This is a genomic window from Gymnodinialimonas sp. JB5-7 (genome assembly GCF_055693405.1).
Window position 1 is genome coordinate 2068550 of record NZ_JBVFUX010000012.1, and the last position, 11769, is coordinate 2080318.

10 protein-coding genes and 2 pseudogenes are annotated in these 11769 nt (G+C 60.1%); 4 read left to right on the forward strand and 8 right to left on the reverse strand.

The features are described 5' to 3' along the window. Positions 1-4: 4 nt before the first annotated feature. From ACZ1HK_RS19090 to ACZ1HK_RS19110, 5 genes and pseudogenes are all read right to left on the reverse strand, one after another. Positions 5-1260: pseudogene (locus tag ACZ1HK_RS19090) on the reverse strand (sarcosine oxidase subunit beta family protein). 118 nt (positions 1261-1378) lie between these two features. Then, positions 1379-1924 (reverse strand): TadE/TadG family type IV pilus assembly protein, encoded by a 546-nt coding sequence (locus ACZ1HK_RS19095; RefSeq protein ID WP_472630021.1) that lies wholly within the window; start codon positions 1922-1924, stop codon positions 1379-1381. A 12-nt stretch (positions 1925-1936) separates the two neighbouring features. After that, complete coding sequence (locus tag ACZ1HK_RS19100; RefSeq protein WP_472630022.1) at positions 1937-2458, reverse strand: TadE/TadG family type IV pilus assembly protein; 522 nt, start codon at positions 2456-2458, stop codon at positions 1937-1939. Positions 2459-2487: 29 nt separating this feature from the next. Next, the gene (locus tag ACZ1HK_RS19105; RefSeq protein ID WP_472630023.1) at positions 2488-3801 is read right to left on the reverse strand and encodes a hypothetical protein; all 1314 of its coding nucleotides are present in this window, start codon (positions 3799-3801) and stop codon (positions 2488-2490) included. A 436-nt stretch (positions 3802-4237) separates the two neighbouring features. Continuing rightward, positions 4238-4513, reverse strand: a pseudogene (locus tag ACZ1HK_RS19110) (TadE/TadG family type IV pilus assembly protein); the annotation flags it as partial. A 239-nt stretch (positions 4514-4752) separates the two neighbouring features. Between ACZ1HK_RS19110 and ACZ1HK_RS19115 the strand changes: the two are divergent. Further along, on the forward strand, positions 4753-6186 hold the full coding sequence (locus tag ACZ1HK_RS19115) for a Glu/Leu/Phe/Val family dehydrogenase (protein WP_472630024.1): 1434 nt from the start codon (positions 4753-4755) through the stop codon (positions 6184-6186). A 7-nt stretch (positions 6187-6193) separates the two neighbouring features. On the opposite strand, the gene ACZ1HK_RS19120 is transcribed toward ACZ1HK_RS19115, so the two are convergent. Beyond that, a complete protein-coding gene (locus ACZ1HK_RS19120) occupies positions 6194-6745 on the reverse strand; it encodes a hypothetical protein (protein WP_472630025.1) in 552 nt (183 codons plus the stop codon). Positions 6746-6782: 37 nt separating this feature from the next. On the opposite strand from ACZ1HK_RS19120, the gene ACZ1HK_RS19125 reads away from it, so the two are divergent. Further along, the gene (locus ACZ1HK_RS19125; RefSeq protein WP_472630026.1) at positions 6783-7694 is read left to right on the forward strand and encodes a pirin family protein; all 912 of its coding nucleotides are present in this window, start codon (positions 6783-6785) and stop codon (positions 7692-7694) included. A gap of 6 nt (positions 7695-7700) precedes the next feature. Here ACZ1HK_RS19125 and ACZ1HK_RS19130 read toward each other — a convergent pair whose 3' ends face one another. Beyond that, the gene (locus ACZ1HK_RS19130; RefSeq protein WP_472630027.1) at positions 7701-8072 is read right to left on the reverse strand and encodes a hypothetical protein; all 372 of its coding nucleotides are present in this window, start codon (positions 8070-8072) and stop codon (positions 7701-7703) included. Positions 8073-8180: 108 nt separating this feature from the next. Here ACZ1HK_RS19130 and ACZ1HK_RS19135 point away from each other — a divergent pair, with 108 nt between their 5' ends. Both ACZ1HK_RS19135 and ACZ1HK_RS19140 read left to right on the forward strand, forming a co-directional pair. Next, positions 8181-8939, forward strand: coding sequence for an alpha/beta fold hydrolase (locus ACZ1HK_RS19135; RefSeq protein ID WP_472630028.1), 759 nt, complete (start codon positions 8181-8183; stop codon positions 8937-8939). 958 nt (positions 8940-9897) lie between these two features. After that, positions 9898-10482: a BrnA antitoxin family protein gene (locus tag ACZ1HK_RS19140; protein ID WP_472630029.1), complete on the forward strand. Its 585-nt coding sequence runs from the start codon at positions 9898-9900 to the stop codon at positions 10480-10482. A 495-nt stretch (positions 10483-10977) separates the two neighbouring features. On the opposite strand, the gene ACZ1HK_RS19145 is transcribed toward ACZ1HK_RS19140, so the two are convergent. Continuing rightward, positions 10978-11418, reverse strand: coding sequence for a hypothetical protein (locus ACZ1HK_RS19145; protein WP_472630030.1), 441 nt, complete (start codon positions 11416-11418; stop codon positions 10978-10980). Positions 11419-11769: the final 351 nt, after the last annotated feature.

An 11769-nucleotide genomic window follows, 5' to 3' on the forward strand; every position in this document is an offset into this window, starting at 1 on the left:
ATTTCTAATGAAGGTTGTGCTGCGCACCGGTCGCCTCCTCATCCAGAATGCCGTACCCTGTGTTGAACCGATCTAGCCGGAATTTCACGGCCGCCTCGTGCGGGCGGTCCGTGGCTAGCAGATGCGCAAAGCAATGGCCCGAGGCAGGCACAGCCTTGAACCCGCCGTAGCACCAGCCGCAATTGACGTAGAGTCCCTCGATATGTGTGCGGTCGATGACGGGCGAGCCATCGGGTGACATATCCATGATGCCCCCCAGGACCGAAGCATCTTCGATTTCCCGATCATCGGCATGAGGGTCATCCCCGCCTCGATCACATGTTCGGCCATGGGCAGGTTACCGCGTGCGGCATAGCTTGAGTAGAAATCCAGATCGCCCCCGAACACCAAGCCTCCCTTGTCGGACTGGCTGATATAGAAATGGCCCATGCCGTAAGTGATGACATGGTCGATGACGGGCTTCAGCCCTTCGGTCACAAAGGCCTGAAGCACATGGGACTCGATCGGCAAGCGCATTCCCGCCATGGCGGCCACCTGGCTGGAGCGTCCTGCAACGACAATGCCGACCTTCTTGGCCCGGATGGCCCCACGCGTCGTCTGGACGCCCTTCACCACGCCATTTTCAATGTCGATGCCGGTAACTTCGCAATTCTGGATCAGGTCAACGCCCCGGCTGTCCGCCCCGCGTGCATAGCCCCAGGCCACCGCGTCGTGCCGGGCTGAGCCGCCACGGGGATGATAAAGGCCGCCGTAGATCGGAAAGCGCGTCTGCTCGAAATCGAGATAGGGCAGCTTTTTACGCACGCCTTCGCGGTCAAGCAGGATCGCATCATCGTCGCCCTTGGCGTGCATGGCATTGCCGCGCCGAACGAATGCGTCGCGCTGGCCATCGGAATGGAACAAGTTGATGATGCCGCGTTGGCTGTGCATCACGTTGTAGTTCAACGCGGTTTCAAGCCCTTCCCACAGCTTCAGCGAGTGGCTGTAGAACTGCGAATTGCCGTCCAGCATGTAGTTGGCGCGCACAATCGTTGTGTTGCGCCCGACATTGCCGCCGCCCAGATACCCTTTTTCGAGCACGGCCACATTGGTCAGCCCGTGCTCGGCTGCCAGGTAATGCGCCGTCGATAGGCCGTGGCCACCGCCGCCAATGATGATGATGTCGTACTCCGGTTTTGGATCCGGGTTGCGCCAGGCCGGTTTCCAGCCCTTGTTGCCGGTCAAACCCTGCCACAGCACGTTCAGGCCGGAATAGCGCATGCTTGCCCCTTACCTCATTGCGGCGTTGCGCCGTCATCCGAGTTCGGACCTTAGCGGGGCTGTGGGGCAGGTGAAAGACTTGGCTGCGACACGCGCCGGTCAGAGACCGACGCGGGCTTCAGGAGCACTGATCGCCGCCGTAGGGGATGCGGCCTGCATAGCGGGGACGCGTGACCGTGAAATTCTCAAAATCCACGTCGTTGACGCCCATGTTGAAGGCCGGGTCGTAGTTCACGAAGCTTTCAAGAATCACGATGCGTTCCCCAATGGCAACTGCGGGCAATTGGTCCGCATAGGCGTCGAGGCTGGCGCCGCAAAGCCGCGCAAGTGTGCCGGTGGTATGGCTCCAGACTGCCGTGAACGATCCGTCATTGGCGCGGTGCACTTCGGTGGCGCGCATTTCAACACCGTCATGGTCGCGGATCATTGCGGCCAACATATTGGCATAGCCGTCCATTGAGGATTCGGGGATCTCAAATTCCTGGCGCGAGATGAGGTCGGCGATTGTATAGGTCGCCTTGATCGACGTGTTGTAGACCCGGTAGGCGTCAAAGAACGAAAACGTGCCCACCCAGGCCCAGACGAGGATGGGGAAAATGATCACGCTTTCAAAGGCCACAGCGGCCGTTTCGTTGCGCAGGAAGTTGGTGAGAAGGCGGTTCATCTGATCTGCTCCTCAGCTCAGCTCGGCTCGTTGACGAAGATGCTGCTGGCCATCATGTGCATGCCGCCGGATCTCGTCCGTCGCAAGGTTCAGGCCAAAGCCCGAGAAAGGCAGGATACGGTCGACCACAAGGCAGGTGCGGATCAGGACGAATTCGTTGTTGCCGCCCTGGTTGAACTCATTGTCGGGCGAAATCACGATATCATTGCCGCGCCCGGCGCAGATCTGGTTGTTCGACGGCATCGTGAAGGTGTCGTCGATGACTTGCAGGTCGATGGTCAGCAGGGTTTCGCAGTTCGGCAGAAGGCTGGTATTGGCGCACATCGTGTCACGCACGGCGTTTGCATCCGTCACGACGCCTTGTGCCAGGCGCAGAACCCGAACTGACATATCCAGCGTACGTTCCAGCATGATCTGGCGCGTCAGAATGGCCGCCGTCTCAAACGCGGCCATGAACAGCAGCATCATCAGCGGGAACATAATGACCATCTCGAGGGTGGCGGTGCCGCCCTCATCCCGCCAGAAACGTTTCATGTGCAGAGGCATTTTCATGGATGGCTCCGTCACTGGATCAGGCGAAGCTGGTTGATCGAACGGGCGATATTCTCGAACGCTTCGCTGATCTCCAGGCCTTCGACGTTGTAATAGGTGGCGTCCGTCGTCGCGCAGTAGCGCATCACGGATTGGCCGCCGCTCGGCGCCTCGAATGCGATGGCGTAGACGATGATTCCGGCCGCATTGGCCGCATCGCAGATCGCGCGCAGGTTGCGGTCCGCCTCAGTCTGGGCCGCGTAGCGGTAGCTGGCATCATTCGCGACGAGGTCATGGAAATCCCAGTTGCCGGAGGCGCGGGCAGGTTCTTCCAACCATTCCTCGGCAATGTTCTCGGCCGTTAGGATACCCCAGAGGTTGGCCCAAAGCAGCACTGCGCCATCAACGTTGTCGCGGTTGCCGTCTCCGTCCCAATCGCGGTGCCAATCGTAGGCATTCACGCGTTCGGTGTACCAATTGTCCACCACCAGCCCGTCGCTGGGATCGAGCATGCCGTAGGCGGCCCATCCCCCAAAGGGTTCGTTGGACCAGTATCCACCGGCATCGCGTGGGTCACCCGTGGGGATCCAGAATTGACCGTTCGCACCCTGATCTTCCCACCAGATCGAGAAGCGGTCGTCGTCGAAACGCCAGCGCTCATTGGTGTTGTCGATCCATCCGTCCGACAGGACACCATCGGCCCCGGCATGGCGGAAAATGGGCGCATAACCGGTGCGCATCCCGATGTAGAACGCGTCGTCCGGAAGCGCGGCGCCATCGTAGTAGTAGGTGCCGTTGTGCTCCCACACATTGCGGAGGTCATATTGGTTGGTGTTCGCACCATCCGTCATCATCACAACGACCTTGATCGTCTCGTCATCCAGAGTTGTGGACGGATCGTCATCGAAAAACGGTGCCGGCCGATCATCGAAATCCGAATGAACCTGGCCTGCGTCGATCAAGTCGTTCAAGGCCGAGTTCGCCGTCGGGTCAAGCAATCCGACCGCCCAGTTCATGCCAAGGTCGATGGCCGTCCAGCCGCCAGTATTCAGGCTATTGATATGGTTGTGCAGGATCGTTTCGTCATGCTGCCAAGGCAGGATCGCACCATATTCGTCGGTCTGACAATGCGGGCTCTGGAACAGCTCATCATCGTCTTCATTGCCCCTGTCCCAATGCGAAATGCGGCGGATCGCAACGTCGGGATCAATGGCTGTCGTCAGGTAATCCGATGCTGGCCAGGATGCAGCGCTCCACGATGCCCAACCGTTGGACGGATCGAAGGAATACGTGGACGCGACCGCGTCGAAACGGGCGCAATTGGATCTCGTCCTGCACGTCGTCAAAGGTGAACACGCTCCCGATCATCGAGCCACTGTTGACGCGTCCGTTGTAGGGGACGATCGAGACAGACACGAGGTTGTCGGCGTTCAGCGTCTCGTTCGCGCTCAGCACTTCGGTCACGAAGTCGCGGGCGGCGGGACGCATGTTGGTCATCCGGTTGTTCGAACCCATTGAGCCCGAGATATCGAGCACCATGGACACTTCGATGTTGCGCACGCGCTCTTCGGCGGCGCCAATGGCCGGCGAGGTCATGACACGGACGCCGAAAAGGCTCATGAACATCGAGCGGACTTCAAGTTCGGCATAGGCATGCACGCGGCGGAAGTTCAGGCCTTCGTCGACGCGGACATCCAAGCGATAATTGTCGAGGCCCGATACCTCAAAATAATTGCGAACCACACCCTCTGGGTCATAGGGCTGGGTCAGCGAGGCGGCAGCGAGAATGGCGCGGTCGAGCGTGTATTGCAGTTGTGTGCGCTGTGTCTCGTAGCGCATTACGTCAATCGCAATGCCGCTTGCGCCAACCATCAAAATGAACATGAGAACGGCGAAGGCTGTAACCGTGCCCTCTTCTTTTTTTGCAAAACGCACCGGCGACAACCGGGCCGCCCAGGCGTTCGCAGACGTCGCCATCTTACTGACAAGGCCCATCATGGCCTGCCCTCCAAAATCGTGTACCCAATGACAACGGATGCAAATTACACACGTCGCCATTGGTTTGTGTCGTCGCAAAGCAAGGCAAAAATGGGGCGCGGACGTGGTGGATTGTGGCCATTCGTCAACGAGGCCTTTCTGGATCTGCTTGATTTTTGTGCAACGCAAGGTTGCAAGGCGGGTTCTGCTGTGCCCTTCTGGCGTTGGGCGCGCGCGGCTCCGAGGGCGCCTTTCAGCACGCGCCGGATGCAGCCGTGAAAGCACATCCGGGCCGGGGCGAACGCGAAGGGAGACGCGCTATGACGACCAACCGGGCAGAGCCCAGTTTCCGGGAATCCGTAGATCTGATGTTCAATCGTGCCGCCGCACTTTTGGACCTGCCGCCTGGTCTGGAAGAGAAGATCCGCGTCTGCAATTCCACTTATACCGTCCGCTTTGGAGTGAAGCTGCGCGGCAAGGTTCATACCTTCACTGGCTACCGCTCGGTCCATTCCGAGCATACCGAACCCGTGAAAGGCGGCATCCGCTACGCGCTTGGCGTGAACCAGGATGAGGTCGAGGCGCTGGCCGCTCTAATGACGTACAAGTGCGCACTTGTGGAGGCGCCTTTCGGTGGCTCCAAAGGCGGGCTGTGCATCGACCCCCGCGAATATGACAGTGACGAGATCGAGAAGATCACCCGCCGTTTCGCGTACGAGTTGATCAAGCGGGACCTGATCGACCCAGCGCAAAACGTTCCCGCCCCCGATATGGGCACAGGCGAGCGTGAGATGGCCATCATGGCCGACCAATATGCGCGGATGAACACCACAGATATCAACGCGCGCGCCTGCGTCACGGGCAAACCGCCCCATGCGGGCGGCATCCAGGGCCGGGTCGAGGCGACCGGGCGCGGCGTGCAGTACGCGCTGCAGGAATTCTTCCGTCACCCCGAGGATATCGCGAAGGCTGGCCTCTCAGGCAGTCTGGATGGCAAGCGTGTGATCGTGCAAGGCTTGGGCAATGTGGGCTACCACGCGGCCAAATTCCTGTCGGAGGAAGACGGCAGCATCGTCACCCATGTTATCGAGCGCGACGGGGCGATCCATGATGCGGGCGGCATCAACATCGACGCGCTGCGCCACTGGATCGCCGATCATGGCGGCGTGAAGGGTTTCCCAAACGGGGAATATATCGAAGACGGCTCGGCCTGCCTTGTGGCCGAGTGCGATATCCTGATCCCCGCAGCGCTGGAGGGCGTGATCAACCTTTCAAACGCCGCGGACGTGAAGGCACCGTTGATCATCGAAGCCGCGAATGGCCCGATCACGGCCGGGGCGAATGATGTCCTGATGGAGAAGGGAACGGTGATCATTCCCGACCTCTACGCCAATGCGGGTGGTGTGACGGTGTCCTATTTCGAATGGGTCAAGAATCTCAGCCATATCCGCTTTGGCCGGATGCAGCGACGCCAGGAAGAGGCGCGCCACCAGCTGATCGTGGATGAGTTGGAGCGTCTCGATCAGCATCTGGGCGGGGCCTGGTCCATGACACCGGACTTCAAGCAGAAGTATCTACGGGGTGCGGGCGAGCTGGAGCTTGTCCGCTCCGGCCTCGACGACACGATGCGGGAGGCTTACGCGGCCATGCGCGAGGTCTGGCATAGCCGGGATGATGTGCACGATTTGCGGACAGCGGGCTTTCTTGTTTCGATCGGCCGGGTTGCTGCCAGCTATCAGGCGAAAGGCATCTGACGACGCCTCAGGTGGCGTCCCGCTTGGCCAGCATCACGCTGATCAGGTCCGCCACCTCTTTCGCCTCGGCCCGTTTGGTCACACCGCCAACCGCCAACGTGCGCCCCGCCCGCCACCACAGGCCGGGCGCATAAACCCGGCCAACGGGCGTCTTCAACTTGACCAGAAAGCCACCGGCGGGTTTGAATGCGAACAGACCCCGATCGACCCGCTCGATATTATCCACGGTGGTCAGCACCCGGCCATCGACTTCCCGAAGCTCAGACCGGGTCAGTGCAATCACGTGGGATGAGGCGCGCCACATGGCGACGGCCAACCAGATGCACAGCGCGCCAAAGATGACCAGAAAGGCCAGCCACCCCAGATCAGCCGGTGGCCGCATCCCGGCAATCAACAACAGCAAGGTCCCCAACGCGCCGGCCATGCCAACGGCCGCCACGCGACGGCTGGTGTTTGGCGTGATCTCGGCCAGCACCTCGTTCGGGTCTTCTTTGTCTTCCGCGCCATCGCACACCTTCCGTGCCTTCGCGCAGAATGGACGCGCGGGCTGCCACGGCATACTTGCCCTTCATCTACCCCGCAAGGAGGCTTCGCCCATGTCGATCCGACCCATTCTGGAAACCCGTGCCGCCCAACCCACTATGGAGGGCGCCGGCGTACACCTGTACCGCGCATTCGGCTTCCAGGATCCGTCCGAGCTGGACCCCTTCCTGTTGTTCGATGATTTCCGCAACGACGATCCCGCTTTCTACGCCAAGGGCTTTCCTTGGCACCCGCACCGGGGGATCGAGACGATCACCTATGTTCTGGAAGGCACGGTTGAGCATTCCGACAGCCTTGGGAACAGCGGCAAGCTGGGGGCAGGGTCGGTGCAATGGATGACGGCGGGTTCCGGCATCCTGCATCAAGAGATGCCGCTGGGGAACGCCAAGGGCCAGATGCACGGCTTCCAGCTTTGGGGGAACCTGCCATCCGACCAGAAGATGACCGCCCCGCGCTATCAAGATATTCAGGGCGCGGACATTCCCGAGGTGGTCGATGATGATGGCACGCGCGTGCGCGTGATCACGGGCGAATTCTGGGGAAAGCGCGGGCCCGTGGACGGGATCGCTGCCGATCCGCAGTACCTCGACGTGACGGTGCCTGCGGGTGTGCGCAAGACCTTCCGGATTGACACCTACCGCCGCGCCTTTGCGTATGTCTTCGAAGGGGCGGGTGTCTTTGCCGATGCCTCCGCGCCATCCGGCGTCCTGCTAGAGAAGGAAGTGATGGGTCAGGAGGTCAATATCCGCGACCTGTCAGGTGATCGCACTTTGATCCGGTTCGGCACCGGCGACGAGGTGACGGTGCAGGCGGGCGAAAACGGCGTGCGCTTCTTGCTGATCTCCGGCGCGCCGATCGAAGAGCCAGTCGCGTGGCATGGCCCGATCGTGATGAACACGCAGGAAGAACTGCAGCAGGCGATGCGCGACTTGCGCAACGGGACCTTCATTCAGCCCGCGCATTGAGTGATGTCAGACGGGTGATTGCCATTGCAAGAAAAGCAGTCCCGCCGCAATGACCACAAGGGCGCGGAACCCGATCTCCGCCGCCAGAAGGCTGCGCCGCTGTGCAGCCCGCGCGCCCGGCTTGTGACGAGCCAGAGCGGTGCTGATGGTATCGGCCGCGGCGTGCAGGTTGGACGGATCAGTGCGCACGGCCAGCTTCGGATGGGTCAGCCGCGCTTCGGCGTCGACCAACTCTTGCGCCGCCGCGCGGGCAGCAGGCGGCAGCAAGCGTCCGGCTTTGCGCACAGCTTTGGGAAAGCTGCGCGCACGCACGTTCAAGCGCTCAGCCATTTGCTGACGCAGCCCTTCGGTGATGTCCAAATAGCGCGCATGATCCATCGAATCGGCCCCTTCGCCGCAACTCGTTGAAACTACGCGCGTCGCGCGCATCGCTCAAGGACAGGATCAGGCTGGTTTTGCAGCGCATGACATCCTATCGAGGGGGCCATGTTGAAGACATACACACATGGCCAAGCGACGGACCGCCCTCCGGTGCTCATCATTCATGGGCTTTTCGGCTCTGCCCGGAATTGGGGCGTGATCGCCAAACGGATGTCCGACACGCGGCAGGTCGTTGCGGTCGACATGCGCAATCATGGGCAGAGTTTCTGGGCCGCACCGCACGACTACCCGACCATGGCATCAGATCTGGCCGAGGTGATTGGCAGCCTCGATGGACCGGTTGATGTGATTGGGCATTCCATGGGTGGCAAGGCGTCGATGGCGTTAGCGCTGGAACGTCCTGAAATCGTTCGAAAACTGATCGTCGCGGATATTGCTCCTGTGGCGTACTCGCATACGCAGCAGGGAATGATTGATGCGATGCGGGCAGTTGATCTGAGCACCGTGGAAACGCGAGGGGACGCGGACCGGCAGCTTGCGAATTTCGTGGAAGATCAAGGCGTTCGGGCGTTTCTGTTACAGTCTTTGGATGTAAAGGCGAAGGCGTGGCGGTTGAATTTGGACCAGTTGGAAACCGATATGGATGCGATCATCGGGTTTCCGAGCGTTTCGGGCACTTTCGCGGGCCCGGTTTTCATGCTGTCCGGTGCGGAATCCGATTACGTCACGCGCGAGCACCGGCCTGAAATCAAACGACTTTTCCCCACCGCACGTTTCGCAAAAATCCCGGGGGCGGGGCATTGGGTGCATGCGGAGAAGGCTCGGGAGTTTGAGGTTGCTTGTCGGGTGTTTTTGGATGGGTGACGCAAGCTGTTGTGTGCCAAGGTGCGGTGTTGCGGAAATGTTGCGGGGCGGCCGAGATGTGGCGGGGTGGGTTGAACCGCCGCGGCAGCGCAGAGTAGCCAACACATACAGGTGCTTTGGACGCGGATTGCATTCCTGATGCGGGGCTCGGGCCGGTTACGGTTCCGGGCCCTTTTCATGTCTGTGAAATAGATGAAGGCGCCAGGTGCTCGGACGCGGTCCATGCATTGGGGTTGCCCCCACCCTGACGCCTTCGAATGGATTAAGTCCGCTTGCGCTTTCCCTCTCCGGTTCGCAGTCCCCCTTACGGGCTTCCGCTTGACGCTTGGTCCCCTTGCGGTTCCCTATACGCCCCACCACTGCCCTCTGCTTCGGAAACGCCTTGCACGTCAATGACTTGCCAGCCGTTTTCCAAGCCCTCGATCTTCCACGTGCTGGTTTGAACCGAAGCTCCACCTAGCGCGCTTCCAACCTTCGGAGGCCTTGGCGCCCGCTGCGTTGGACAGGTCCTTCACTGCGGTGAAATCACCTGTTCCCGAACAGCCTGCGCCGGGCAATCAAATAGCAGTGCAGCATGGAACTTTCTTGTGGATGAAATCGGGGAAAACCCTGTGGGAGAGGAGTGTATCCGCTCGCCAGAGGGTTGAGTGCGCACGCTTTTCTTCGACTGTGGAGAGAGGTGCGGAGTGGGGCGTTTTTTCTGCACCTGCGAAGGGAATTTCGCGGGTTTGAGCGGAGAATCGGGGGCACAAGATATTGGGCGATTTGGGCTGCAAAGGGCGGTTTTGGCAGGTCTGAGGGGGCGATTCCGGGGTTTTGCGGGGAATCGGCGGCCAAAACGCCGGATGAATGATCCCGTAGTGAATCTGTAGTTTTTCCATAACTACAATTGTAGTGCACCTTTCCTTAACCGCCCCACAGGACAGTCAGGACCCGCTTGCAACAATCGAGGCCTGATATGCCGACACAAAAGCCCCTGACCAAAACCGCCCGCGCGCATCACTATTACATGTCCGAGGCCATGGCCCGCCTGGAATGGGACCTGCAGAACCACCTGATGGAGGAGCGGCGCATCCCCGAGGCGTGGCACGACATCGCGACGCGCAAGACGAGCGAGAAGACGCAACTGACGGTGCGCTTCGACGCGGATGTGGTGAAGTTCTTCAAATCCTGCGGGCCGGGCTATCAGGCGCGGATGAACGACGTGCTGCGATCCTTCATGCACATGAAGCTGGGCGGGTTCCTGCACGGGCAGGAGACGATTGACGCGTTCCGCGATGGGCAAAGCGCGGGCGCGGCGCGGCCGAAGCTGGACCAAGACGGAGGAGGAGCGGCGGCAAATCCGCGAGGATATCGCGGATCAGAAATGGCGCGCGCAGCAGTTGGAGGAAGAACGCAAGCGCGGCGGGTGATCAGTTGGAATGGACCATGGCGACGACCGTCGCGCGCTCAACCCAATCGGCGTGGCGGGGTGGTGGAGATCTCGGCCAGGTCGCGGAGGACGGCGGGCTGGCTGGCGGGGCGAATGCCAGCGGTCTGGTAGAGGGCGGCGAGGGCGGGGCCAGGGGTGGAGAGGGCCTCAGCCATGATGGCGGGCTGGTTGGCGGCGAGGAGGTCGGAGACGCGGGACCGGCGGGCGTTGTAGTTGCCGTTTTCGACAGCGGTGGCGAGGCCGGTGACGGGCAGAAGCAGCGGATTGCCGAGATGGCCCGCGTCGCAGGCGGGTGGAGGAGGAGCGGGAGGGGGAGGAGGAGATGGCGCATGGGGGGAGGATGCGGTGAGTGGGGGTGCGGTTGGGAAAGGGGAAAGGTTGCGGAGTTCGGACATGAAGAATGCGGAGGGCAGTGACCGGACCGAGGGGTGGGCGAGAAGCGCCCGCCCCGTGGGGGCGGTTCGGGCGCTGCCCGGCCTAGGGGCCGGGAGGGATGCGGCCGATTGAATCTTACTTACGTGAAGACGATCTTTCTTCCGGAGACATGCAGTTCGGTCGATTTTTGAAGATGACCGTCTCAAAGTTTCATGCGGTGGAGCGCCACTATTAAAACCAGTTGGAAACAAACTCTGATAACGAACCGAGCTTACCCAAGATGCTCTGAACCGACGTTGCCCCCTTATCGACATTTTGCAATGCCTTTGACGCCTTATCAACGCCTTCCAGAAGATTACCTTTGCCTTCTTTGATACTGCTTTCAGGAATTGGGTCCAGCCCTAGGTTTTCTAACTCGTCATTGATTAGTCTGAGTTGGCTAAGAGCGATTGAGCGGTGATCCGCACTTGGTGCATCTCGATTAACAACTTCGAACGCTGTCACGCGACTAAATCGAGCATCTCCACAATTACATGGTGTTTTCCCGCAGGAAGGGCAGCCATGACGGAACCTATTTGAAATCAGCGCTGTTTCGCTAAAAGACTGGTCGCCTCTATTTGAAAGTCTCCAAAACGCCAATACCCACGCAAGCAACGAAACAATCTCCTCCAAAACCCTCTCTCGATTTCCATCGGAGTGACTGCGTGTCATGGCAGACGACAATCGCCCACATGACTTAAGTATTTTGACGAAGAAAAGTCAGGGTTGTGTCTGAAAATCGTGCTATTGAGAGGGTATATTTCTGCAAGCATAACCAACAGTTGATCGAGAAGTGGTGGTGCGACAGTGTAGGGTATGCGGCCAGAGTCTTTGTGAGACTTCAATTCCATTGGCTGTATCAAGCTCGCGGAAAGCGACTTTAGTTCCTCTTCCCGCTTAAAGACTGGTGTGCCCTCAAGAGGCATCTTTCCCGAAACCTCACAACCACACGGCTTTGACAAGCAAAGAGGGCAGCAGTTTGGA

Excerpts from the sequence above, each read along its gene's own strand:
- ACZ1HK_RS19095 (WP_472630021.1), bottom strand. The coding sequence starts at position 1,924 with ATGAACCGCCTTCTCACCAACTTCCTGCGCAACGAAACGGCCGCTGTG.
- ACZ1HK_RS19140 (WP_472630029.1), top strand. The coding sequence starts at position 9,898 with ATGCCGACACAAAAGCCCCTGACCAAAACCGCCCGCGCGCATCACTAT.
- ACZ1HK_RS19115 (WP_472630024.1), top strand. The coding sequence starts at position 4,753 with ATGACGACCAACCGGGCAGAGCCCAGTTTCCGGGAATCCGTAGATCTG.
- ACZ1HK_RS19120 (WP_472630025.1), bottom strand. The coding sequence starts at position 6,745 with ATGCCGTGGCAGCCCGCGCGTCCATTCTGCGCGAAGGCACGGAAGGTG.
- ACZ1HK_RS19100 (WP_472630022.1), bottom strand. The coding sequence starts at position 2,458 with ATGAAACGTTTCTGGCGGGATGAGGGCGGCACCGCCACCCTCGAGATG.
- ACZ1HK_RS19135 (WP_472630028.1), top strand. The coding sequence starts at position 8,181 with ATGTTGAAGACATACACACATGGCCAAGCGACGGACCGCCCTCCGGTG.
- ACZ1HK_RS19125 (WP_472630026.1), top strand. The coding sequence starts at position 6,783 with ATGTCGATCCGACCCATTCTGGAAACCCGTGCCGCCCAACCCACTATG.
- ACZ1HK_RS19130 (WP_472630027.1), bottom strand. The coding sequence starts at position 8,072 with ATGGATCATGCGCGCTATTTGGACATCACCGAAGGGCTGCGTCAGCAA.